The following is a 22754-nucleotide window of genomic DNA, read 5'->3' on the forward strand; positions in this document are numbered from 1 at the left end:
GCTGTTTTGTGACTGTGCGAAGGTGGCGGAATTGGTAGACGCGCTAGCTTCAGGTGTTAGTGTTCTTACGGACGTGAGGGTTCAAGTCCCTCTCTTCGCACCACACACAAAATGTCTAATAAATTTAATATTTACATAGACATAAGCGATAAAATTTAGTAGTATCTGCAACAAGAAATCGGCGAGTAGCGCAGCTTGGTAGCGCAACTGGTTTGGGACCAGTGGGTCGGAGGTTCGAATCCTCTCTCGCCGACCACATTCAAAGAAACCGACGAAAGTCGGTTTTTTTACGCCTGGAGTTTATGGGATGAGGCAAAACTGTCTGGAACAGGTTTGAACAGCGCTTTAGCGTTGGCCCGTAGGGCAAGCATCAAAGATGCGCGTAATTCTCTCTCGGCGACCATATTCAGAAAAGCCCGTTCAGCAATGAGCGGGCTTTTCGCTTTCTGCCATTCGGCCAACTGTCCCAGCGCTGTTTAATGTTTTCGCCGCACTCTCGCAGGCGTGTTGGTTTTCCACGACAATCGCATGGTGCATTGTCGCCAGGATGAGACATATAATGCATTGATTTATATATATAAAAATCGCTTTAGCTTAAGTCGTCGTTATAAGGCGACATATCTTCTGGCATAGCGTGATGGAGCGGATAACAGGTGGCTGAAAGCACGATGCATGTTAGTGTGATCAAATCTGTTTTAATTCAGTGTGATAGATGAAATGTTTATAAACATTGATGCTGTTTGAAAAAGTTGGCACGCCAAGTGCAATATCTACCTCGTAGATGCTCATTCCACTTCTTATGTTCGCCTTAGGCTTCATAAACCCTGGGAATGACGCAGAGCCGATTTAGGGTGCCTATTGCCCACCAGAACGATGTCAGCGTTGCTTACAGCCACTGACATCACACTCCGGGCATAACGTTGAGTGAGGCACCGCCCCTGTTGTCCTAGACCTGATTGCTTTTTTATACACTTGCCACCGCGGCAAGTGTTTTTTTTTGCCCATACCCTTCATACTTGAACCTGCATCGGTCTTGGCTGCGTTTGCGCCCCCCAGTCACTTACCTGAGTAAGCTCCTGAGGATTTACAAACTTGCCGCCGTGATTCAGCTGCAATTATTTCGGGTATACATCGTTGCCATACTTGAAGCTGCATCTGTGCCGCTGCGTTTGTGCGCCTCAGGCATAGGATAAAGAGAATAAAAAAAGCGCGCCGAGTGGCGCGCCTTGAAGACACAGCATGGTCGCGTTAGTCGCCGTTTTGCTTCAGAGTCAACATTAGACCTTCACGTCGCATCTGAGCTGCCTCATCTGAACGGTGCAGCTTATCCAGCACGTCAGCCAGCCAGGCATAATCGTAGGCATCCGGGCGTTGTTTCAATGCTTCCCGCAATGCATCGGCGGCCTGTTGCCATTCACCGTGTTTCATCAACAACTGCCCCAGCGTGCTGTTTAGCAGCGGTGTGGCACCGTGTTGTTTCACTTGCTGACGCAACGCTTTCTCCAGCTGCTGTGGATTCCCTGACTTCAAACGAGGGATCAGCAACACCAGTCGCTCGTCATATTGACGTTTCAGGCTGTCGAGCACGATTTCCTGTGCTAATTCGTGATCATTGCATTCGATCAGATGTTCTACCATCGCAATTTGCAACGGAACTTCATGGCGGGTTTTACGGCTTTGATCTTTCCACCAACGCTTCAGGCCGTCGCTGCCTTCATCTGCCATTGCCTGATTCATCAGGCCAATATAAGCCTGTTGCTGCAATGCTTGCAGTTCAGCTTCGGTATGCAGATTGATCTTGCTCATCGATGGCAAGATCTCAAGCAATGAGGCAAAGGCACCGGTACGCAGATAAGCCATTTCCGCCAGTCTTAACACTTCTGGGTGACGGGGCGCTTGGTTTAGCAGGCGATCGACACCGTGACGCGCAGCATGGTTTTCACCCTGTGCGAGTTGAATGCGTACGCGAGTAATGTCTACCGGCAACTGATCGGTGTCGGCGGCTTCGGCGGCGCGTTCCAGATATTGATTGGTGCGGAAGTCGTCGCCGCGTTGCTGTGCAGCTTCGGCGGCCAAGAGGTAGTTTACGACCGGCTGCTCCGCGTGATCCGCGTTGCGCGTCAGCAGTTTCTCAACTTGTTTGTAATCACCTTCGGCCAGTTTGATCAGTGCAGCCTTGGTTTGCTTGCGAGCACGGGTGCGCTTACGGCCGACAAACCAGCCACGGGTACGGGCTCCTGTACGGAAGAGGCGGCGCAGGATCCATTCGATCACCAACAGCACCACAAACAACAAGACGCCCATGATCACCAGACCGGTGACACTGGTTTCAATGTTGTAGTTATCGGTCTGAATCAGCACATAGCCCTGATGGCCGGCCAACATCGGCCCAACCACCACACTGGCAATTAACACCAGGAACAGAAATAGCACGCGTAACATGGCTTATCCCTCCTGGTGGGCTGCAGGGGACTGGGCCATCAGATTACGCACCCGGGTCTGCATCAGTTTTTCCAGCAGTGGCTGGCTTTTCAGGTGGTCCGGCACGTCCATTGTGATCGACTGCTGGCTCAGCGCATCCAACTCTTCCAGGAACGCTTTCGTGGCGGGATCGGTGGTATCGAAGTACGCGCGGACCCACGTAGAAATGGTTTCCAGCGACTGTTTATACACTTCATTTTGATGGCGTGGGATTGCCTGGGCGGCAACTAACAGGCGTGAGCGAATATTTTCGCGCAGGTAAATGTCCTGATTCGGTGCCAGCAAGGGCTCTGCACTGCTATCACGGCGGCGGACCGTAATAAAGTCGGCCATAAAGTTATGCCAGCTTTTCGCCAGGTTTTGCCGCCATTCGCCGATAGAACTGGACAGCTCGGTGCTGTCTTGGTCCATTGGCGCTTCGTCACGGTCGTTATCCGCCAGGCGCAGATTATCAACCTGGTTGGAGAGCTGATTGGTTTTGAGAATGATGCCATCGAAATCTACCTGGGTAAGGGTAGATAGCGTGCTGATATCTTCGGTGATGGCGCGACGAACCTCGAGCAGGCTTGGGTCGTTCATGTCAGCCAGGCTGGCGTCGGCGCTTTTTAGCAAGGCTGCGGCGGTCGTGACGTCCTGATCGCTCCACAGTTTACGCCCGGCCATTTTCACCAAGAAGTCGGCCTGCGCCAGCAACCAGGTTTTGGCGTCGCTGCCGGAAATAATGGCGACTTTTTCTTGCAGCTCATTAAGCTGGCGTGCCAGGGTCGCTTGCTCACGATCGGCAGCATCCAGCGTTTTACCCTGTTGCTGCAGCAGCCCTTCCAGCGCCCCTCTTTCTTGCTGTTGGCTCTGTTTCAGGGCTTCAAGCTGCTGCTGCAAGGTTTGATTGGCGGCAATGAGCTGCTGTGCTTGTCGATGTGTGTGGTAATAACCGCCGGCGGCCAAAGCAATAACCAGCACGATGGCAATTGCGCCTAATACCGGGCCGGTATTTTTACCTTTGCGCTTGTCAGCGTCTGGCTGCTGGGGGCTCTCAACCGCTGTGGTTGGCTCTTCAACCGGTGCGGATGGGGTATTTTGTTCCGTCATAGTGGCACATCCCATAGTCAGGTTTATTGTAGCGCGCGGATCAGCGCGTCATTATCGGCATTATCAGCTACCCGAATTGTGCTCCAGCCCAATTCCTGGGCGAGGGTAGCCAAACGTTCACTGACGACGACCAGGCGGCAACGTAATAGCCACGAAGAACGGTAGTAATCAGGAACTAAAGTATAGAGCTGTTGTAACATTTCACCGCTGGTGACGACCAGTGTATCAACACCGGCGCGCTGCCAGTGGGCGCTTTGTTCGCTACCATCATAATGCACCGGGCTACGTTGATAACATTCATAATAGCTGACGGCTGCGCCACGCTCGCTCAAGGTATTGCCGAGCAGCTCGCGTCCACCGTTGCCGCGTAGGATCAGTGCCTGTTTGCCGTCGAGTTTCTGTAAGGCAGGCAGTAGCAACAAGGTTTCGCTGATCTCCTGCTCACGTGGGTACTCCACCGGTAGGCTGGTGATCCGGTGCATCGCCAGCGCGGTGGTGCGGCCGATAGCATAATAGGTCAGTCTGGCGGGCCATGACAGCCCGACGCGGCCCATCACCGAGTTGGCGTAGCTCACCGAGTGCTGAGACAGGATAAACACCAGATCGCCATCGTTAAGCTGCTGCAATGCCTGTGGCAATTTTGGCAGATCGCCGCCGGGGGCGAAATCGATCAGCGGTGCATGATAGGCAACCCGGCCGAGCGCGCGCAGTCGGCTTACCAGTTCTTCTCCTGACGGAGAGGGGCGGGTCACCAGTATCGTCATGCCGGGGGATTTCCCTGATAAACATCCTGCAAAATTTCACGTGCGCCTTTCGCCAGCAGCTCTTCTGCCAGCTCAACGCCCATCTGTTCAGCTTGTGCTGCCGGGCCGTGACGCTCGCCGCGTACCATCTGGCTGCCATCGGGGGAGCCGACCAGCGCCCGTAGCCACAGGCTATTGCCATCCAGCTCGGCATAGCTGCCGATGGGTACCTGACAACCGCCTTCCAAACGGGTGTTCATCGCACGTTCTGCGCGCACACGGATTTCGGTTGCCGCGTGATTGAGCGGCGCCAACAAGGCGCGGGTAGTTTCATCGTCGAGGCGGCACTCAATGCCGACAGCACCCTGACCGACAGCCGGAAGGCATTCTTCCGGGGTCAGCGGGCTGCGGATACGCTGTTCCAGCCCCAGGCGATTCAGCCCCGCGACGGCCAGAATAATGGCGTCGTAATCGCCGTTATCCAGTTTTGCCAGGCGTGTTCCGACATTACCGCGTAGATCGCGCACGATCAGATCCGGGCGGCGCTCACGCAATTGGCACTGACGGCGTAGGCCGGACGTGCCGACTACGCTGCCGTGCGGCAGTTGATCGAGCGAGTCGAAACGGTTGGAAACAAATGCGTCGCGCGGATCGTCACGCTCACAAATGGTCACCAAACCCAGACCCTCGGGAAAATCGATCGGGACGTCTTTCATCGAATGGACGGCGATATCCGCACGGCCATCCAATAACGCCAATTCAAGTTCCTTAACAAACAGCCCTTTACCACCGACTTTCGCCAGTGGTGTATCCAGAATAATGTCGCCCCGCGTAACCATTGGCACCAGTTCGACCTGTAGGCCCGGGTGGCTGGCCATCAGTCGCTGCTGCACATAATGTGCTTGCCAGAGAGCGAGTGGGCTTTGGCGGGTGGCAATTCGAATAATTTTGTCTAACATGGTTGTTACCGTTTTTATAATTCGCTATTCATCCTACCACTGAGTACGAAAAGTGTCAGTGCAAGAAGCCACAGGCGGATAAAGGACAACGGAATCAACGGGACGTGTGATGTATTTTGGGGCAGTTAACACTGCGGGTAAATCGTTTAGAGTGGCGCTACAGTAATAGTGAAGCGTTACTTCCTTTACGGTCAATCAGCAAGGTGTTAAATTGATCACGTTTCCAGCAATAAGTTGCCAAATATTCTTCCAACACTAACGGCGCTTATGGAATACGGGTTTTTTTCTAAACACCGGGATAATCAGGCGAGACGTCTTGTACCTCTACATCGAGACACTGAAGCAGAGACTGGATGCGATCAATCAATTACGAATCGATCGCGCCCTAGCGGCCATGAAGCCCGCGTTCCAACGGGTATACAGTCTGCTGCCTACCTTATTGCACCACCACCACCCACTGATGCCAGGTTATCTGAACGGTAACGTTCCCCATGGCGTTTGCCTCTACACGCCTGATGAAACCCAGCAAGAATACCTCAACGATTTAGAAGACAAATGGGGCAGCCCGTTTGATAAGCTGGCCAGCGGTGAACTGCCGATTACCGGGGTTTACTCCATGGGCAGCACCTCGTCGATCGGTCAAAGTTGCAGTTCGGATCTCGACATCTGGGTATGCCACCAGTCTTGGCTGGACAACGAAGAACGCAATCGTCTGCAACAGAAATGCAGCCTATTGGAAAAATGGGCTGCGTCGATGGGGGTTGAGGTTAGCTTCTTCCTGATCGACGAAAACCGCTTCCGTCACAACGAAAGCGGCAGTCTGGGTGGTGAAGACTGTGGCTCTACCCAGCATATTTTGCTGTTGGACGAGTTTTATCGCACCGCGGTGCGGCTGGCCGGCAAACGCATTTTATGGAATATGGTGCCGGGCGAAGAAGAAGCGCATTACGATGAATATGTGCTGTCGCTGTACTCGCAAGGGGCGTTAACGCCGAACGAATGGCTGGATCTCGGCGGCCTGAGTACGCTGTCGGCAGAGGAATACTTTGGTGCCAGCCTGTGGCAACTGTATAAAAGTATCGACTCGCCTTACAAAGCGGTACTGAAAACCCTGCTGCTGGAAGCCTATTCCTGGGAATACCCCAATACGCAGCTGTTGGCGATGGGCATCAAGCAGCGTCTGCATCAGGGCGAGATCGTCTGCTTTGGTCTCGACGCTTACTGTATGATGCTTGAACGCGTCACGCATTATCTGACTGAAATCAACGACACTACCCGCCTCGATCTGGTCCGCCGCTGCTTCTATCTCAAAGTCTGTGAAAAATTGTCGCGTGCCAATGCCTGCGTTGGCTGGCGTCGTGAAATTCTCAGCCAGCTGGTTAGCGAATGGGGCTGGGACGAAGAGCGCCTGGCGATCCTGGATAATCGCGCCGGCTGGAAAATCGAACGGGTACGTGAAGCGCACAACGAACTGTTGGACGCGATGATGCAAAGCTATCGCAACCTGATCCGTTTCGCCCGTCGTAACAATCTTAGCGTCAGCGCCAGCCCGCAGGATATTGGCGTGCTGACCCGTAAGCTGTATGCCGCGTTTGAAGCCCTGCCTGGCAAGGTAACGCTGGTGAACCCGCAGATTTCGCCAGATCTGTCGGAAGACGACTTAACCTTCATTCATGTCCCGGTTGGCCGCGCCAACCGTACCGGCTGGTATCTGTACAATCAGGCTCCGGCCATGGACTCTATCGTCAGCCATCAGCCTCTCGAATATAACCGCTATCTGAATAAATTGGTGGCCTGGGCCTATTTCAACGGCCTGCTGACGCCGAAGACCCGGCTGCACATCAAAAGCGGTAACCTGTGCGACACGGCCAAACTGCAGGAGCTGGTGGCCGACGTGTCGCACCACTTCCCGCTGCGGCTGGCGGCGCCTACGCCAAAAGCGCTGTACAGCCCGTGTGAAATCCGCCATTTGGCGATTATCGTCAATCTGGAAAACGATCCGACCGCAGCCTTCCGTAATCAGGTGGTGCATTTCGATTTCCGTAAGCTCGATGTGTTCAGTTTTGGCCAGCAGCAGCAATGTTTGGTAGGCAGTATCGATCTGCTGTACCGCAATTCGTGGAACGAAGTGCGTACTTTGCATTTCAGCGGTGAGCAATCGGTGTTGGAAGCGTTGAAGACTATTCTTGGCAAAATGCATCAGGATGCCGCTCCGCCGGAGTCGGTCGAGGTGTTCTGCTATAGCCAGCATTTGCGCGGCCTCATCCGTACGCGTATACAGCAGCTGGTTTCTGAATGCATTGAGCTGCGCTTGTCCAGCACACGCCTGGAACCGGGTCGTTTCAAAGCGGTTCGCGTTGCCGGACAAACATGGGGCTTGTTCTTCGAGCGCCTGAGCGTGTCGGTGCAGAAGTTGGAAAATGCGGTGGAATTCTACGGCGCCATTTCGAACAACAAATTGCATGGTCTGTCGATCAAAGTAGAAACCGATCAGGTGCATTTGCCTCCGGTAGTGGATGGCTTTGCCAGTGAAGGGATCATCCAGTTCTTCTTCGAAGACACGTCGGACGATAAAGGCTTTAACATCTATATTCTGGATGAGTCTAACCGGGTTGAGGTGTACCACCATTGTGAAGGCAGTAAAGAGGAGCTGGTGCGCGATGTCAGCCGGTTCTACTCTTCCTCACATGACCGCTTCACGTACGGTTCAAGCTTTATCAACTTCAACCTGCCCCAGTTTTATCAGATCGTGCAGCTCGATGGCCGCACTCAGGTCATCCCGTTCCGCAGCAATGTATTGTCGAGCCTGTGCGTTCCCCTGACCGAGGGTGCAACTCTGCCGCTGAAGCAGCAGTTTCAATTGCATTGATTTCACAGGGGCTCAACGTGCTGAGCCCCTGTGAACGCCACCATACTTAGGCAAATGCCACATCTTCGCCGGCCTGTGCGCTGGCCGCTTCACTCAGTAACGGGTAGAAGGCGCGACCGCTGCGATCGCAGACCCACACGCCGTCACGGTAGTTAAAGTGGTAGCCGCCGGTTTTGGTCGCCAGCCAAACCTGATGCAGCGGCTCCTGGCGATTGATCACAATTTTGGTGCCATTTTCGAAGCTTAACGTCATTACTCCGCCGTTAGTTTCGTAATCGATGTCTGCATCGCCGTCAAAATCGTCCAGTGTCTCTTCAATATTAAGCATCAGTTGGTCAGCCAACTGGTGAAACTCACTGTCGTTCATATTCAATTCCTATTGCTTTTCATGATCCACCTGCGATTATAGAGACCTTGGACGCATGAATTACAGGCATTAATGCAAATGAAAAAACAACTACGCTATGCGCTGATGGCAGTGCTGTTTACCGGGCTCTCTGGCTGCGGTCTGAAAGGCCCGCTGTACTTCCCTCCAGCCGATCCGGCCAGCAAGAAACCTCAGGTTCAGACTGGCGATCAAGTACAGAAAAATCAGCAGGAGCTTTCTGGGTCTCAGCAAAAACCGTCGATGAGCGACCAGTAACATCTTGTTTGCGGCGGCGTGGGCCATCGCAAACTCAAGACGGATAGCGGAGTATGATATGCAGTTCTCCAAAATGCACGGTCTGGGCAACGACTTTATGGTGGTCGATGCCGTTACACAGAATGTCTATTTTTCACCCGAGCTGATCCGCCGTTTGGCCGATCGGCACTTGGGCGTTGGCTTTGACCAGATGCTGGTGGTAGAACCGCCTTACGATCCTGAACTGGATTTTCACTACCGTATTTTTAACGCTGACGGCAGCGAAGTGGCGCAGTGTGGTAACGGTGCCCGCTGTTTCGCCCGTTTTGTGCGATTGAAAGGGCTGACCAATAAGCGTGATATTCGCGTCAGTACCCAAACGGGGCGTATGGTGCTGAGCGTCACCGATGACGATCTGGTTTGTGTGAATATGGGCGAGCCAAACTTCGATCCTCAGGCCGTCCCTTTTCGTGCGACCAAAGAAGAAAAGACGTACATCATGCGTGCGGCCGAACATACGGTGTTGTGTGGCGTGGTGTCGATGGGCAATCCGCATTGTGTTTTACAGGTGGATGATGTAAAAACCGCCAAGGTGGAGTTGCTTGGACCGGTACTGGAAGGGCACGAGCGCTTCCCGGAACGGGCCAATATCGGTTTCATGCAAATTGTCAGCCGTGAGCATATCAAGCTGCGCGTCTATGAACGTGGCGCTGGCGAAACGCAAGCTTGCGGCAGCGGCGCTTGTGCTGCAGTGGCGGTGGGGATTCAACAAGAATTGCTGTCAGAAGAGGTGCATGTAGAACTGCCGGGTGGCAGCCTGCATATTCGCTGGAAAGGACCGGGTAGCCCGCTGTTTATGACCGGTCCGGCAACCCATGTATATGACGGATTTATTCATCTATGAAGAGCGTTGAGGACCAGGCTGTCGCGGGCATTGAGCTTGACGATGACGCCGTAATGCAGTTTTTACTGCAAAACCCAGATTTCTTTATCCGCAATGCGCGTTTGGTGGAACAGATGCGCGTTCCCCATCCCGTTCGCGGCACTGTGTCGTTGGTCGAGTGGCATCTGGCCCGCCAGCGTAATCATATCAATCAGTTGGAAGAAGAAATCACGCTGCTGATGGAGCAGGCCAGTGCGAACGAAACGCTGTTTGCCAGCCTGTTGCATTTGCAGGCCAATCTGGCCACGGCCAGTAGCTTGCAGGATATGCTCAACCGCCTGCAACGCTGGGCACGCGGATTCGGTCTGGCCGGTGCCAATATCCGTCTGTTTTCAGAAAGCTGGAAAATTGGCGCGCCTTCCGACTTTACGCATCTTGGCCTGACGCGTTCGTCATTTGAGCCGTTGCGTATTCAGCGCTTGGGCGATCAGCAACATTTCCTTGGGAGCCTTAACGGTCCTGAGTTGTTGCTGTTACTGCCACAGGCCAAGCTGGTCGGTTCGGTAGCGCTGTCGATGCTGGGTGATAATGGTGAGCTTGGCATGGTGATTTTCAGTAGCCGTGATACCCAACACTATCAGCAGGGCATGGGTACGGTGATGCTCAATCAGCTGGCGCGTATGTTGCCTGAACTGCTGGAACGCTGGATCGAACGCGCATGATCCCGTTGGCGGCCAGCCTGCAACAGCCGGTGGACGCTTTCTTGCGTTATCTAAAGGTGGAACGCCAGCTCAGTCCATTGACACAGTTAAGCTATTCGCGCCAGTTGCAGGCGCTGATGGTCTTGACGCAAGAGATGGGCGTGACGGAATGGCCGGCTTTGGATGCTGCCAAAGTCCGTATGCTGGCAGCGCGCAGTAAACGTGCCGGGTTACAGTCTTCTAGCCTCGCGTTGCGCCTGTCGGCGTTACGCAGTTTTCTCGACTGGCAGGTCAGCCAGGGTATGCTGATTGCTAACCCTGCGAAAGGTATCCGAACGCCACGTAGCGGTCGGCATCTGCCGAAAAACATCGACGTCGATGAAATGAATCAGTTGCTGGATATCGATCTTAACGATCCGCTAGCGGTACGCGATCGGGCCATGCTTGAGGTCATGTACGGTGCCGGTCTGCGTCTTTCGGAGCTGGTTGGGCTGGATTGCCGCCATGTCGATCTGGGTGCGGGTGAAATTTGGGTGCTGGGTAAGGGCAGCAAGGAACGCAAGCTGCCGGTAGGTCGCACCGCGGTGACTTGGCTTGAACACTGGTTGGCGATGCGCGATTTATTTGGGCCGTCAGACGATGCGATGTTCCTGTCTAATCAAGGTAAGCGTATCTCGACCCGCAACGTGCAAAAGCGTTTTGCCGAGTGGGGCATCAAGCAGGGCGTTAACAGCCATATTCATCCGCACAAACTGCGCCACTCGTTTGCAACCCATATGCTGGAATCGAGCGGCGATCTGCGTGCGGTACAGGAACTGCTGGGCCACGCCAACCTGACCACCACTCAAATCTATACCCACCTCGACTTTCAACATCTGGCGACCGTGTACGATGCAGCGCATCCACGTGCCAAACGGGGGAAATCCTGATGCATTTTTATCGTCCGCTGCGGCCGTTGGCGGCGTTGACCTTTGATCTGGACGACACGCTGTACGACAACCGTCCGGTGATCAAACAGACTGAGCTGCAGTCTGTGGCCTTTTTGCAGAATTACCATCCTGGATTGAACCACTTCCAGTCGGCGGATTTTCACCGCCTGCGTCAGGAACTGCGTGAACAGGACCCGGAAATTTATCACGACGTCACCCAATGGCGTTGGCGGGCGATCCACCTAGCGCTGAGCCGACAGGGGCTGCGTGATGCTGAAGCCGCCGGTGGGGCGGATGCGGCAATGCAGAACTTTGCGCTGTGGCGTAGCCGCATTGATGTGCCTGAAGCAACCCATGCGACGTTGAAAGCCTTGGGTGAACGTTTTCCGCTGGTGGCGATCACCAATGGCAATGCCGATCCTGCGCTCTGCGGGCTGGATGGTTACTTTCAGTTTGTGTTGCGTTCGGGGCCGGATGGCCGCGCCAAACCTTATCAGGACATGTACCAGCTGGCCGCCGAACGGTTAGGGATCGCGCCTCAATCTATTCTCCACGTCGGTGATGACTTGACCACTGACGTCGCCGGGGCGTTACGTTCCGGCTTACAAGCCTGTTGGATCAACGACCGTCAACGCAGCCTGATGCAGGCCGCTGACAGTCGCCTGCTGCCACACATTGAGATCGCTCAGTTGGCATCGCTGACAGCATTGTTATAGCCCTTCATGCTTGAAACCGCAGCGGTGTTGTCACCCCAGCCACTGACTGGAGTCAGTTCCTGGGGCTCGCACACTGGCCGCCTTGCTGCAACTTCAATTATTTCGGGTATAATCCCAAACTGACTCTGTATAAATTCACAGTGGAATCGCATTTCTGACGCGCTTTCCCTTACCAATTAATGGTGCCTATGGACGTTTCCGATCTGCTCGACAGCCTGAATGAAAAACAACGCGAAGCCGTGGCGGCGCCACGTGGCAACCTGTTGGTACTGGCCGGCGCGGGCAGTGGTAAAACCCGAGTGCTGGTGCATCGCATCGCCTGGCTGTTGTCGGTAGAGAACTGTTCGCCGTATTCCATTATGGCGGTGACCTTCACCAACAAGGCGGCGGCGGAAATGCGCCACCGTATCGAACACCTGATTGGGACCAGCCAGGGGGGGATGTGGATCGGCACTTTCCACGGCTTGGCTCATCGTCTGCTGCGTGCTCATCATTTGGACGCCAACCTGCCACAAGACTTCCAAATCCTCGACAGCGACGACCAACTCCGCCTGCTCAAACGTATCGTCAAAGCGTTGAATATCGATGAAAAGCAGTGGCCGCCGCGTCAGGCGATGTGGTACATCAACGGCAAAAAAGATGAAGGCCTGCGCCCACAGCATGTTGAAACCTATAACAACCCCGTAGAGGCAACCTGGCTGCGTATCTATCAGGCGTATCAGGAAGCCTGTGACCGTGCCGGGCTGGTGGACTTTGCCGAACTGCTGTTGCGTGCCCATGAGCTGTGGCTGAACAAGCCGCATATCCTCAATCATTACCGCGAACGCTTCACCAACATATTGGTGGACGAGTTCCAGGACACCAACAGTATCCAATATGCCTGGATCCGCTTGCTGGCCGGCAATAACAGCAACGTGATGATCGTGGGTGATGACGACCAGTCCATCTATGGATGGCGTGGCGCTCAGGTGGAGAACATCCAACGTTTCTTGAAGGATTTCCCTGGTGCCCAGAGCGTCCTTCTGGAGCAAAACTACCGTTCGACCAGCAATATTCTGAAAGCAGCCAACACCCTGATCGCCAATAACGGCGGGCGCATGGGTAAAAACCTGTGGACCGAAGGCGGGGATGGTGAACCCATTTCAATCTATTGTGCCTTCAACGAACTCGACGAGTCGCGCTTTGTGGTTGGCCGCATCAAGGCCTGGCAGGAGAACGGTGGCGCACTGAATGACTGTGCCATTCTTTACCGCAGCAATGCCCAGTCACGTGTATTGGAAGAAGCGTTATTGCAAACGGCAATGCCGTACCGCATTTACGGCGGGCAACGCTTCTTCGAGCGTCAGGAGATCAAGGACGCATTGGCCTACCTGCGGTTGATCGCCAATCGTAACGACGATGCGGCGTTTGAACGTGTGGTAAATACCCCAACGCGTGGCATTGGTGACCGGACGCTGGACGAAGTGCGTCGTACAGCACGCGATCGCCAACTGACGTTGTGGCAGGCCACCCGCGCGCTGTTGCAGGACAAAGTGCTGGCCGGGCGCGCGGCATCTGCGTTGCAACGTTTTACCGAACTGGTGGACGCACTGGCGCACGAAACCGCCGATATGCCGCTGCACGTTCAGACTGACCGGGTGATCCGTGATTCGGGTCTGTTCATTATGTATGAACAGGAGAAGGGCGAAAAAGGCCAGGCGCGTATCGAAAACCTCGAGGAACTGGTAACCGCAACGCGCCAGTACAGCTATCAGGATGAAGATCAGGATCTGATGCCGCTGCAGGCATTTCTTTCACATGCGGCACTTGAAGCGGGTGAGGGGCAGGCCGATGCTTATCAGGATGCGGTGCAGTTGATGACCCTGCACTCGGCCAAGGGGCTGGAGTTTCCGCTGGTGTTTATCGTCGGTATGGAAGAGGGGATGTTCCCAAGCCAAATGTCGCTGGATGAAGGTGGGCGCTTGGAAGAAGAACGCCGTCTGGCCTACGTTGGCTTGACGCGTGCCATGCAGAAATTGACGCTGACCTACGCTGAAACACGCCGCCTGTACGGCAAAGAGGTTTATCACCGCCCTTCACGTTTCATCGGTGAACTGCCGGAAGATTGCGTGGAAGAAGTGCGTTTGCGCGCCAGTGTCTCGCGGCCGGTGAGTCATCGCCGTATGGGTACGCCGATCAGTGAAAACGACACCGGTTATAAGCTGGGCCAGCGAGTGCGTCACCCCAAGTTTGGTGAAGGGACCATCGTCAATCTGGAAGGCAGTGGTGAACACAGCCGGCTGCAGATTGCGTTTCCAGGGGAAGGGATTAAGTGGCTTGTCGCCGCCTACGCCCGCCTGGAAACGGTGTAACTTATACTCGTTATACTGCTGGTTGCACCTGTTTTACCCCAGGCACCTGGTTCACTCAGCGCCTGGGGATTCAGGGTCTCGCGGCCTTCATGCGACTCGAATTAAGCCGAGCATATTGCGGCGGTTTGAAGAACCGCCTCAGTGAGCGAAACGGTCACCCACTTGCGCAGTGGCATACCAACGCATCACCGCTTCGGTGCCTTCAGCCCCTTCTTGCGGTGCCCACTGCATGCAGTCTTCTTCAGACAGCGCCTGATAAGGCCCTTGTTTCACCTCAAAAACCACACCACCTGGATCAACCGACAGCACGGCATGCCAGGTATATGCCGGCATTTCCAGCACTTTGGTTTCTTCACCGAGCAGGGTTCGCTGGGTGACGACGCCCTCTTCGTTAAATTGCAGTACTACAAAGCGTCCGCGCAGCGGGGTTAACAGTTCCCAGGTTTGCGGATGACGGTGTGGGCGGATATAGGTGCCGGGTTCCATGGCAATCGCCAATCGTTGTACCGGATCGCTCAACTCGTCGTGTAACGTGCGGTGCGCGCGCAGGCGTGCCACTTTGGCGGCCTGTTCACTCATGGTGGTCAGGTCGTGGGCAGTAATCTGTTTCATTCGTAAAGTCCGCAAGCTTATCGTGGCGTAATCTTAGCAACATTCTTGGGCGTGGTCAGAGATCGCCGCGACTTTTTCGTTACCGTTTATCGCGGATTAAGCCGAATTTATCCTATTCGTCATAGCGATGAATTGTTGCGCAATTATCGTGCCTAACGTGTTGACAGACTTTTTCTTCTCGGCGTAACATGCGCGCACTATTATCAATGAGGACATACGCCTTGGACACACCCAGTAGATACTGGCTCACTGACCTGGACAACAACAGGTACAACTTCTAAGGCTATCCTATTGAGCTGATAGCCTTCGTGGTTGTCGGCGACCTCTTAAGTGTCGCTACGAGTCAGATCCTTCATGGTCTGAAACAAGCTGGTGATGCAACACCCCCTCTGTTTCTGTGCTTCCACGCGTTGTTTACCCCTGTCACCCTAAGGGAGTTTGGCACATGCTAAGCGCGTTTAAATTAGATAACAGCCGCCTGTCCCGTCTGGAGTTGGATGAATCCGATGATCTGACCACGTCATTGTGGGTTGATCTGGTTGAGCCGGAAGAAGGCGAGCGTGAGCGCGTTCAAAGCGAGCTGGGCCAAAGCCTGGCGACACGCCCGGAGCTAGACGATATCGAAGCCTCCGCGCGTTTTTTCGAAGACGAAGACGGTTTGCATATTCACTCTTTCTTCTATTTTGAAGATGCGGAAGATCATGCCGGTAACTCCACGGTGGCTTTCACCATTCGTGATGGCCGCTTGTATACCCTGCGTGAGCGCGAACTGCCGGCGTTTCGCCTGTATCGTATGCGTGCCCGTAACCTGACGATGGTCGACGGCAATGCCTACGAGCTATTGCTGGATCTGTTCGAAACCAAGATTGAGCAGTTAGCCGACGAGATCGAAAACGTCTACAGCGATCTGGAAAAACTCAGCCGGGTGATCATGGAAGGCCATCAGGGTGACGAATACGACGAAGCGCTGTCAACGCTGGCAGAGCTGGAAGATATCGGCTGGAAAGTGCGCCTGTGTTTGATGGATACCCAGCGTGCTCTGAACTTCCTGGTGCGTAAGGCACGGTTACCGACCGGTCAGTTGGAACAGGCGCGTGAAGTGCTGCGTGATATCGAATCCCTGCTGCCGCACAACGAATCGCTGTTCCAGAAAGTGAACTTCCTGATGCAGGCAGCGATGGGCTTTATCAATATTGAGCAGAACCGCATCATCAAGATCTTCTCGGTGGTGTCCGTGGTGTTCCTGCCGCCAACGCTGGTGGCCTCAAGCTACGGGATGAACTTTGAGTTTATGCCAGAGCTGAAGTGGTCGTTTGGTTACCCTGGTGCTATCAGCCTGATGATCCTGGCAGGGTTAGCCCCCTATCTGTACTTCAAGCGCAAGAACTGGCTTTAACCTGAGGGGCGAACTTGTTCGCCCGATATTTCTGCCTAACCCCAGTCTTAGCCTGCAAAAAAGGGGTAGAATGCTCCCTCAGCTTATCTGTCTGTAAGGCGTGAGTTTTGATGGAGAAGTCCCCCCGTTTGATTCAATGGTCAATCCTGCTGCTGGCCTCGCTGGTGCTGGGGTTTGGCCTGCAAACCTTTCATATTCCCGCTGCGCTGTTGCTGGGGCCGATGATTGTCGGTGTGGCGATGGGGCTATTGGGTGCCACGGTACGTATTCCCAGCGCCCTTTTTATCGCTGCGCAGGCGGTACTGGGCTGCATGATTGCGCAAAGCCTTTCCCCTGCGATTCTCACGCCGTTACTCAATGATTGGCCTCTGGTGCTGTTGGTACTGATCGCGACGCTGTTGGCGAGTGGTATTTCCGGTTGGTGCCTGGTGCGCTTTAGCGGTTTGCCGGGGCCTACGGGGGCCTGGGGCTCATCGCCCGGCGGTGCGTCGGCGATGGTGGCGATGGCCGGAGATTTTGGTGCAGATGTCCGGCTGGTGGCATTCATGCAGTACTTGCGGGTGCTGTTTGTCGCGACGGCGGCAGCGTTAGTGGCCCGTATTGGTTTGGGGGATGAAGCGGGCCAGGGTAGCGCAGCATTGGAATGGTTCCCGTCGCTGGATTGGCGCTTTCTGGCGACGCTGGGAGTGGCTATGATCGGCGCGTGGTTGGGGCCCCGGCTGCGTATTCCCTCTGGTGCATTGCTGTTGCCGATGATCATCGGTGCGGCGCTGCATTCCAGCGGGACGATGGCCCTGCAGGTGCCGGAATGGCTACTGGCGTTGGCCTATACTCTGATTGGCTGGAGCGTTGGGCTACGTTTCACCCGACCGATATTTTTGTTGGCGCTGCGTACCTTGCCGCAAATGGTGGTGTCGATCGTCGCGCTGATGCTGATTTGCGGCCTGCTGGCATGGATGCTGACGCATTTCCTGCCGGTGGATATGATGACGGCCTATCTGGCAACCAGCCCTGGCGGGTTGGATACCGTGGCGATCATTGCCGCAGGCAGCCGGGTAGATATGTCTTTTGTGATGGCGATGCAGACACTGCGGCTGTTCACCATTTTGCTGACGGGGCCGGCGATGGCGCGGTTTATTTCCAACCGCGCCGCGCCGGCATCAACCTGACGTTGGTTCAGCGTAGTTTGCGTTGGGTGTAAAGCGCATCCATGATAAACAGAATCAACGCTGCCCAGATAAAGCCGAAGGTCACCAGTTTGTCCTGACCCACAGTTTCACCGTAGAAGGTGACGGCCAGCAGAAACATCAGCGTGGGGCCGAGGTACTGGAAAAAGCCAAGTGTCGACAGGCGTAGGCGGGTCGCTGCGGCAGTAAAGAACAGCAGCGGCACGGTGGTGACGATACCGGCAGCCACCAGTAGCAGGTTTAACGACCCAGGGTTAGCGCCCAGGTGGCTGGTCGGGCTGTCGGCAAACAGGAACAGATACGCCGCCGCCACGGGCAGTAGCCACAGGGTTTCAATCAACATACCGGTCTGTGCGTCTATGGCAATTTTCTTGCGAAGCAAGCCGTAGAACGCGAAGCTGAACGCCAGCCCCAGGCCAATAATCGGCAGAGAGCCAAATTGCCATAGCTGAATCAGTACGCCGGCGAACGCCAATACCACCGCCAGCCACTGCATTCGGCGGAAGCGCTCCCCCAGGAACAACATCCCCAACAGCACGTTCACCAGCGGGTTAATGAAATACCCCAGGCTGGCCTCCAGCATATGGTGGTTATTCACCGCCCAGATAAACAGCAGCCAGTTGCCGCCGATCAGCAGTGCCGTCACCGCCAGCAGCAACAGCCGTTTGCGGTTGTGGCAGGCGGCACGCACCTGTGGCCAATTGCGGCCCAGTGAGATCAGCGCCAGCATAAAGAAGAATGACCAAATGACCCTGTGAGTGAGGATCTCATCGGCAGGGACCTGTTGGATCAGTTTGAAATAGGCCGGAGCAATGCCCCAAATAAAATAGGCAGCAAGAGCAAAGAAGATGCCCTGCCGCGTTTGCTGTGCGTCCATGACGATACTCAGATGGGTAAAACGGAGGTGCGGTGAGTGTACTGAAGACGCTCACCGCATACAATCACCCGACCAGGTAGGTGGCGGTGGCACTGGCAATATGCAGGCCATCGTGGTTATGCAGTTCAACGCGGGCGACAGCAACTTTGTTGCCGCTGCGCAAGACGCTGGCCGCAGCCACGAAGTGCTCACCGCGACCCGGGCGTAGATAGTCAACGCGCAGATCGATAGTCCCCATGCGTGACAGGCGAGTAGCGACTTCTTCTTCGAGCAGAGGATCCAGACGCATCAACACACTGCCGGCGCACGCCAACCCTGCGGCGACGTCCAGTACCGACGCGATTACGCCACCGTGCAGGATCTTCTGGGCAGCGTTGCCCACCAACTTGGGCTGGTTGGTGAAACTCAGCTCCACGTAGTCGTCGTCAAAGCGGCGGAGCTCAAGGCCCAGCTCGCGGTTAAACGGCATGTGATAAACAAAGATTTCGCCAATTTTCTGGCGTGCGGCTTCGAGAGTCAGTGGTGTTGTAGACATAAATACCTATGCTTGTTCTGTGTAGTAGGGAAGGTAACTGGTCAGTCCAGGTTAACTGTTTGTTGATATTATGCCTATATTTTGTTGCTTTCCAGACTAATCCAATAAATACACGTCACGCTGCTGTAAAACCGCCTTTGTGTGTAAAATGGCCTGTTTTTATTTCAGAGTTTGTCATTTTTTGTTGGGGTGAGGAACGTTATGCGCATTTTGTCAGGGATCGTTTTAGCCACGCTGGCGGTGCCGCTGGTGGTTCAGGCGGAAGAGGCCAAAGAGCAGCAAATTCATGATAAACCGGCGGTGCGCGGCAGCATTATTGCCAACATGCTGCAGGATCACGACAACCCATTTACGCTGTACCCGTACGATACCAACTACGTGTTGTACACCGATACCAGCAATATCAACAAAGAAGCCATCAAGTCCTATAACTGGGCCGAAAATGCACGCAAGGATGAAGTGAAATACCAGCTCAGCCTGGCGTTTCCACTGTGGCGCGGTATTGCCGGCGACAACTCTGTGCTGGGCGCTTCTTACACGCAACGCTCATGGTGGCAGCTTTCCAACCACAGTGAGTCATCGCCCTTCCGTGAGACCAACTATGAACCACAGGTATTCTTGGGCTGGGCGACGGATTACAGCTTTGCCGGTTGGACACTGCGTGACGTTGAAGTTGGTCTTAACCACCAATCCAACGGCCGCTCTGATCCCACTTCTCGCAGTTGGAACCGCGGTTACGCGCGCTTTATGGCGCAAAATGGCAACTGGCAGGTGGATCTCAAACCCTGGTTCCGTTTCTCGGAAAGCGACAGCAGCGACGACAACCCGGATATCACCAAATACATGGGTTACTACCGCCTGAAAGTCGGTTATGCCTGGGGTGACAGCATATTCAGCGTCGACAGCCATTATAACTGGAACAGCGGCTACGGCGGCGCGGAAATGGGCTGGAGCTACCCGATCGGCAAGCACGTGCGTTTCTACACTCAGGTGTTCAGCGGCTACGGCGAATCCTTGATTGATTACAACTTCCGGCAGACACGGGTTGGCGTTGGTGTCATGCTAAACGATATTATGTAATCATACCCTGCGTACTTGAAGCTGCTGCTGTGTTGGCTGCGTAGACTCACCCCCGCTCACTTGGTTGGCCAAGCTCCCGGGGATTCACCTACTGGCCGCCTTGCCGTAGCTCCAATGACTTTGGGAATACCGTTCAAAGTGGGGAAGTGTGTGTCAACCGCAGCAGTGATAAACAAAGAGTTGCTGGCAGAGCAGGTATTACGCGATACCTTCGGCTACCAGCAATTCCGACCGGGTCAACAAACGATTATCAATACGGCGATCGCTGGGCAGGATTGCCTGGTTGTTATGCCGACCGGTGGCGGTAAATCGTTGTGCTATCAAATCCCGGCGCTGGTGATGGACGGCCTGACATTAGTGGTTTCCCCATTGATCTCATTGATGAAAGATCAGGTTGATCAACTGCTGGCCTATGGCGTCTCTGCCGCTTGCTATAACTCGACTCAGACACGCGAGCAACAGCTTGAAGTGATGGCGGGTTGCCGCAATGGCCAGATCAAAATGCTGTATATCGCCCCTGAAAGATTGATGATGGACAGTTTCCTCGATCAGCTCGGGGGCTATCCACCGGCCCTGTTGGCGGTGGATGAAGCGCATTGTATTTCTCAGTGGGGTCACGATTTCCGTCCAGAATACCGCGCGCTGGGGCTGCTGAAGCAACGCTTCCCAGATATGCCGGTGATTGCCCTGACCGCGACCGCCGATGAGTCGACGCGTGGCGATATCGTGCGTCTGTTGGCGCTGCAGGATCCGCTCGTCCAGGTCAGCAGCTTTGACAGGCCGAATATTCGTTACACGCTGGTGGAGAAGTTCAAACCGCTCGATCAGCTGTGGCGCTTTGTGCAGGACCAACGGGGTAAGAGCGGTATTATTTACTGCAACAGCCGCGCCAAGGTTGAAGACACCACCGCGCGCCTGCAAAGCCGTGGCCTAAGCGTGGGAGCCTACCACGCAGGGCTGGATAATGAGCGCCGCGCACAGGTGCAGGAAGCCTTCCAACGTGACGATTTGCAGGTGGTGGTGGCTACCGTTGCTTTTGGCATGGGCATCAACAAACCCAACGTGCGTTTCGTGGTTCACTTTGATATTCCACGCAATATCGAATCTTATTACCAGGAAACCGGTCGCGCTGGGCGCGACGGCCTGCCGGCCGAAGCCATTTTGTTGTATGACCCGGCGGACATGGCTTGGCTGCGTCGCTGTCTGGAAGAAAAACCGGCCGGGCAGCAACTGGATATTGAACGTCATAAGCTCAATGCCATGGGCGCGTTTGCTGAAGCGCAAACCTGCCGCCGATTGGTGTTACTCAACTATTTTGGTGAAGGTAAACACCAGAACTGCGGCAACTGCGATATCTGCCTGGATCCGCCCAAGCGCTATGACGGACTGGAAGATGCCCGCAAGGCGTTGTCCTGCGTGTACCGTGTCGGCCAGCGTTTCGGGCTGGGCTATATTGTCGAAGTGCTGCGCGGCTCCAATAACCAGCGTATCCGTGAATACGGGCATGAAAAGTTGCCGGTATACGGCATTGGTCGCGATCAAACCACCGAGCATTGGACGAGCGTACTGCGTCAGTTGATCCACCTGGGTTTTATCACTCAGAACATCGCTTTGCATTCGGCGCTGCAACTGACCGAGGCCGCACGCCCGGTACTGCGTGGTGAGCTGGAGCTGCAACTGGCGGTACCGCGCATCCAGAGCCTGAAGATCCGCAGTAGCGCTAACCAAAAATCCTACGGTGGTAATTACGATCGCAAATTGTTCGCTAAACTGCGCAAGCTGCGTAAGTCGATTGCCGACGAAGAAAATATCCCCCCTTACGTGGTATTCAACGATGCTACGCTGCTGGAAATGGCGGAACAGATGCCAATTAAGGCCGGTGACCTGTTGAGTGTTAACGGTGTCGGCCAGCGCAAGCTGGAGCGTTTTGGCGCCCCGTTTATGGCGATGATCCGCGATCACCTCGATAATGACGAAGATTAAGGGCAATAAATCATGTTGATGCTATTTCTAACCGTGGCTCTGGTGCACCTGATTGCGCTGATGAGCCCGGGCCCAGACTTCTTTTTTGTGTCGCAAACCGCCGCCAGCCGTTCGCGCCGTGAGGCGATGATGGGCGTGGTGGGCATTTCGCTCGGCATCGTGGTGTGGGCGGGGGTGGCGCTGATGGGCCTGCACTTGATCCTGCAAAAAATGGCCTGGCTGCATCAGATTATTATGGTCGGCGGTGGGATTTACCTGTGCTGGATGGGCTGGCAGCTGCTGCGTTCCGCTCGCGCCCAAAACGCGCAATCTGCGCCGGCACCGGAAGTGAAGGTCACCTTGCCCAAGCCGGGACGCAGCTTTATTCGTGGCTTCCTGACGAACCTGTCTAATCCGAAGGCGGTTATCTATTTCGGCAGCGTGTTTTCACTGTTTGTGGGTGACGATGTGGGGGCCGGTGCGCGCTGGGGCCTGTTTTTGTTGATCATCGCTGAGACGTTTGTTTGGTTCAGCCTGGTTGCGGTGGTGTTTGCGCTGCCAGCGATGCGCCGCGGCTATCAGCGGCTGGCTAAGTGGATCGACGGGCTGGCGGGCGTATTGTTCACCGGCTTCGGCTTGCACCTGATTTTTACCCGCTAGGCTATTTTACTTGCCAGGTTGGGCCCGAGCAGTGCTCAGGAGCCTCACGTACTCCGTGTAGGCTCCGGGTCTTATGCGCTGATCCTCTCCAACCTGTTTGCG

Annotated in this window: 20 protein-coding genes and 2 tRNA genes; 14 read left to right on the forward strand and 8 right to left on the reverse strand. The window is 54.9% G+C overall.

Annotation, left to right across the window (positions count from 1 at the left end; all coding sequences use genetic code 11):
• Window positions 1–16 precede the first annotated feature (16 nt).
• Window positions 17–103, forward strand: a tRNA-Leu gene (locus AC2FC2_RS09880).
• 76 nt (window positions 104–179) lie between these two features.
• Window positions 180–256: transfer RNA gene (locus AC2FC2_RS09885), tRNA-Pro, on the forward strand.
• A 992-nt stretch (window positions 257–1248) separates the two neighbouring features.
• Here the strand turns inward: AC2FC2_RS09885 and hemY are convergent.
• From hemY to hemC, 4 genes are read right to left on the reverse strand one after another with little or no spacing between them, the layout of a single operon-like run.
• Window positions 1249–2442, reverse strand: coding sequence for a protoheme IX biogenesis protein HemY (hemY, locus tag AC2FC2_RS09890; protein ID WP_490659156.1), 1194 nt, complete (start codon window positions 2440–2442; stop codon window positions 1249–1251).
• Between the two features lie 3 nt (window positions 2443–2445).
• Window positions 2446–3570: a uroporphyrinogen-III C-methyltransferase gene (gene hemX, locus AC2FC2_RS09895; RefSeq protein WP_209637814.1), complete on the reverse strand. Its 1125-nt coding sequence runs from the start codon at window positions 3568–3570 to the stop codon at window positions 2446–2448.
• A gap of 23 nt (window positions 3571–3593) precedes the next feature.
• Complete coding sequence (gene hemD, locus AC2FC2_RS09900; RefSeq protein ID WP_209637813.1) at window positions 3594–4334, reverse strand: uroporphyrinogen-III synthase; 741 nt, start codon at window positions 4332–4334, stop codon at window positions 3594–3596.
• Window positions 4331–5272: a hydroxymethylbilane synthase gene (gene hemC, locus AC2FC2_RS09905; protein WP_490659157.1), complete on the reverse strand. Its 942-nt coding sequence runs from the start codon at window positions 5270–5272 to the stop codon at window positions 4331–4333. The genes hemD and hemC overlap by 4 nt, the downstream gene beginning before the upstream one ends.
• 316 nt (window positions 5273–5588) lie before the next feature.
• On the opposite strand from hemC, the gene AC2FC2_RS09910 reads away from it, so the two are divergent.
• Window positions 5589–8141 carry a class I adenylate cyclase gene (locus AC2FC2_RS09910; protein WP_209637809.1) on the forward strand — a complete coding sequence of 851 codons (2553 nt, stop codon included), beginning with the start codon at window positions 5589–5591 and terminating at the stop codon, window positions 8139–8141.
• 46 nt (window positions 8142–8187) lie between these two features.
• On the opposite strand, the gene cyaY is transcribed toward AC2FC2_RS09910, so the two are convergent.
• Complete coding sequence (gene cyaY / locus AC2FC2_RS09915; RefSeq protein ID WP_209637807.1) at window positions 8188–8508, reverse strand: iron donor protein CyaY; 321 nt, start codon at window positions 8506–8508, stop codon at window positions 8188–8190.
• A gap of 78 nt (window positions 8509–8586) precedes the next feature.
• On the opposite strand from cyaY, the gene lptM reads away from it, so the two are divergent.
• The 6 genes from lptM (at window position 8587) to uvrD (ending at window position 14343) form a co-directional block, all read left to right on the forward strand.
• On the forward strand, window positions 8587–8784 hold the full coding sequence (lptM, locus tag AC2FC2_RS09920) for an LPS translocon maturation chaperone LptM (RefSeq protein ID WP_314590912.1): 198 nt from the start codon (window positions 8587–8589) through the stop codon (window positions 8782–8784).
• A 58-nt stretch (window positions 8785–8842) separates the two neighbouring features.
• The gene (gene dapF / locus AC2FC2_RS09925) at window positions 8843–9667 is read left to right on the forward strand and encodes a diaminopimelate epimerase (protein ID WP_209637803.1); all 825 of its coding nucleotides are present in this window, start codon (window positions 8843–8845) and stop codon (window positions 9665–9667) included.
• Window positions 9664–10368, forward strand: a complete 705-nt coding sequence (locus tag AC2FC2_RS09930) for a DUF484 domain-containing protein (protein WP_209637801.1) — start codon at window positions 9664–9666, stop codon at window positions 10366–10368. The genes dapF and AC2FC2_RS09930 overlap by 4 nt, the downstream gene beginning before the upstream one ends.
• Window positions 10365–11276, forward strand: coding sequence for a tyrosine recombinase XerC (xerC, locus tag AC2FC2_RS09935; RefSeq protein ID WP_209637800.1), 912 nt, complete (start codon window positions 10365–10367; stop codon window positions 11274–11276). Before AC2FC2_RS09930 ends, xerC begins: the two co-directional genes overlap by 4 nt.
• On the forward strand, window positions 11276–11992 hold the full coding sequence (gene yigB, locus AC2FC2_RS09940; RefSeq protein WP_490659158.1) for a 5-amino-6-(5-phospho-D-ribitylamino)uracil phosphatase YigB: 717 nt from the start codon (window positions 11276–11278) through the stop codon (window positions 11990–11992). The genes xerC and yigB overlap by 1 nt, the downstream gene beginning before the upstream one ends.
• Before the next feature lie 188 nt (window positions 11993–12180).
• Complete coding sequence (gene uvrD, locus AC2FC2_RS09945) at window positions 12181–14343, forward strand: DNA helicase II (protein ID WP_209637796.1); 2163 nt, start codon at window positions 12181–12183, stop codon at window positions 14341–14343.
• Window positions 14344–14481: 138 nt separating this feature from the next.
• On the opposite strand, the gene AC2FC2_RS09950 is transcribed toward uvrD, so the two are convergent.
• Window positions 14482–14955 carry a WbuC family cupin fold metalloprotein gene (locus tag AC2FC2_RS09950; protein WP_209637794.1) on the reverse strand — a complete coding sequence of 158 codons (474 nt, stop codon included), beginning with the start codon at window positions 14953–14955 and terminating at the stop codon, window positions 14482–14484.
• A gap of 445 nt (window positions 14956–15400) precedes the next feature.
• On the opposite strand from AC2FC2_RS09950, the gene corA reads away from it, so the two are divergent.
• Window positions 15401–16351 (forward strand): magnesium/cobalt transporter CorA, encoded by a 951-nt coding sequence (gene corA, locus AC2FC2_RS09955; protein WP_265556405.1) that lies wholly within the window; start codon window positions 15401–15403, stop codon window positions 16349–16351.
• 110 nt (window positions 16352–16461) lie between these two features.
• Entirely contained in the window at window positions 16462–17520 is a 1059-nt protein-coding gene (locus tag AC2FC2_RS09960; RefSeq protein WP_490659159.1) for an AbrB family transcriptional regulator, read from the forward strand.
• A gap of 7 nt (window positions 17521–17527) precedes the next feature.
• Here the strand turns inward: AC2FC2_RS09960 and rarD are convergent, their stop codons facing one another.
• A complete protein-coding gene (rarD, locus tag AC2FC2_RS09965; protein WP_209637787.1) occupies window positions 17528–18415 on the reverse strand; it encodes an EamA family transporter RarD in 888 nt (295 codons plus the stop codon).
• Window positions 18416–18479: 64 nt separating this feature from the next.
• Complete coding sequence (locus AC2FC2_RS09970) at window positions 18480–18950, reverse strand: thioesterase family protein (RefSeq protein WP_037426267.1); 471 nt, start codon at window positions 18948–18950, stop codon at window positions 18480–18482.
• Between the two features lie 201 nt (window positions 18951–19151).
• Here AC2FC2_RS09970 and pldA point away from each other — a divergent pair, with 201 nt between their 5' ends.
• From pldA to rhtC, 3 genes are all read left to right on the forward strand, one after another.
• Window positions 19152–20030: a phospholipase A gene (gene pldA / locus AC2FC2_RS09975; RefSeq protein WP_209637783.1), complete on the forward strand. Its 879-nt coding sequence runs from the start codon at window positions 19152–19154 to the stop codon at window positions 20028–20030.
• 150 nt (window positions 20031–20180) lie between these two features.
• The gene (gene recQ / locus AC2FC2_RS09980) at window positions 20181–22013 is read left to right on the forward strand and encodes an ATP-dependent DNA helicase RecQ (protein ID WP_490659160.1); all 1833 of its coding nucleotides are present in this window, start codon (window positions 20181–20183) and stop codon (window positions 22011–22013) included.
• Between the two features lie 12 nt (window positions 22014–22025).
• On the forward strand, window positions 22026–22652 hold the full coding sequence (rhtC, locus tag AC2FC2_RS09985; RefSeq protein ID WP_265556402.1) for a threonine export protein RhtC: 627 nt from the start codon (window positions 22026–22028) through the stop codon (window positions 22650–22652).
• Window positions 22653–22754: the final 102 nt, after the last annotated feature.

It is taken from the genome of Serratia sp. CoH_122_TC_1, from assembly GCF_058191755.1.

What these genes read in the sequence shown, in the direction of transcription:
- AC2FC2_RS09950 (WP_209637794.1), bottom strand. Translation starts at nt 14,955, where the DNA reads ATGAAACAGATTACTGCCCACGACCTGACCACCATGAGTGAACAGGCC.
- yigB (WP_490659158.1), top strand. Translation starts at nt 11,276, where the DNA reads ATGCATTTTTATCGTCCGCTGCGGCCGTTGGCGGCGTTGACCTTTGAT.
- AC2FC2_RS09930 (WP_209637801.1), top strand. Translation starts at nt 9,664, where the DNA reads ATGAAGAGCGTTGAGGACCAGGCTGTCGCGGGCATTGAGCTTGACGAT.
- dapF (WP_209637803.1), top strand. Translation starts at nt 8,843, where the DNA reads ATGCAGTTCTCCAAAATGCACGGTCTGGGCAACGACTTTATGGTGGTC.
- hemX (WP_209637814.1), bottom strand. Translation starts at nt 3,570, where the DNA reads ATGACGGAACAAAATACCCCATCCGCACCGGTTGAAGAGCCAACCACA.
- hemD (WP_209637813.1), bottom strand. Translation starts at nt 4,334, where the DNA reads ATGACGATACTGGTGACCCGCCCCTCTCCGTCAGGAGAAGAACTGGTA.
- AC2FC2_RS09960 (WP_490659159.1), top strand. Translation starts at nt 16,462, where the DNA reads ATGGAGAAGTCCCCCCGTTTGATTCAATGGTCAATCCTGCTGCTGGCC.
- hemY (WP_490659156.1), bottom strand. Translation starts at nt 2,442, where the DNA reads ATGTTACGCGTGCTATTTCTGTTCCTGGTGTTAATTGCCAGTGTGGTG.
- uvrD (WP_209637796.1), top strand. Translation starts at nt 12,181, where the DNA reads ATGGACGTTTCCGATCTGCTCGACAGCCTGAATGAAAAACAACGCGAA.
- rarD (WP_209637787.1), bottom strand. Translation starts at nt 18,415, where the DNA reads ATGGACGCACAGCAAACGCGGCAGGGCATCTTCTTTGCTCTTGCTGCC.
- lptM (WP_314590912.1), top strand. Translation starts at nt 8,587, where the DNA reads ATGAAAAAACAACTACGCTATGCGCTGATGGCAGTGCTGTTTACCGGG.
- cyaY (WP_209637807.1), bottom strand. Translation starts at nt 8,508, where the DNA reads ATGAACGACAGTGAGTTTCACCAGTTGGCTGACCAACTGATGCTTAAT.
- corA (WP_265556405.1), top strand. Translation starts at nt 15,401, where the DNA reads ATGCTAAGCGCGTTTAAATTAGATAACAGCCGCCTGTCCCGTCTGGAG.
- xerC (WP_209637800.1), top strand. Translation starts at nt 10,365, where the DNA reads ATGATCCCGTTGGCGGCCAGCCTGCAACAGCCGGTGGACGCTTTCTTG.
- pldA (WP_209637783.1), top strand. Translation starts at nt 19,152, where the DNA reads ATGCGCATTTTGTCAGGGATCGTTTTAGCCACGCTGGCGGTGCCGCTG.
- AC2FC2_RS09970 (WP_037426267.1), bottom strand. Translation starts at nt 18,950, where the DNA reads ATGTCTACAACACCACTGACTCTCGAAGCCGCACGCCAGAAAATTGGC.
- rhtC (WP_265556402.1), top strand. Translation starts at nt 22,026, where the DNA reads ATGTTGATGCTATTTCTAACCGTGGCTCTGGTGCACCTGATTGCGCTG.
- hemC (WP_490659157.1), bottom strand. Translation starts at nt 5,272, where the DNA reads ATGTTAGACAAAATTATTCGAATTGCCACCCGCCAAAGCCCACTCGCT.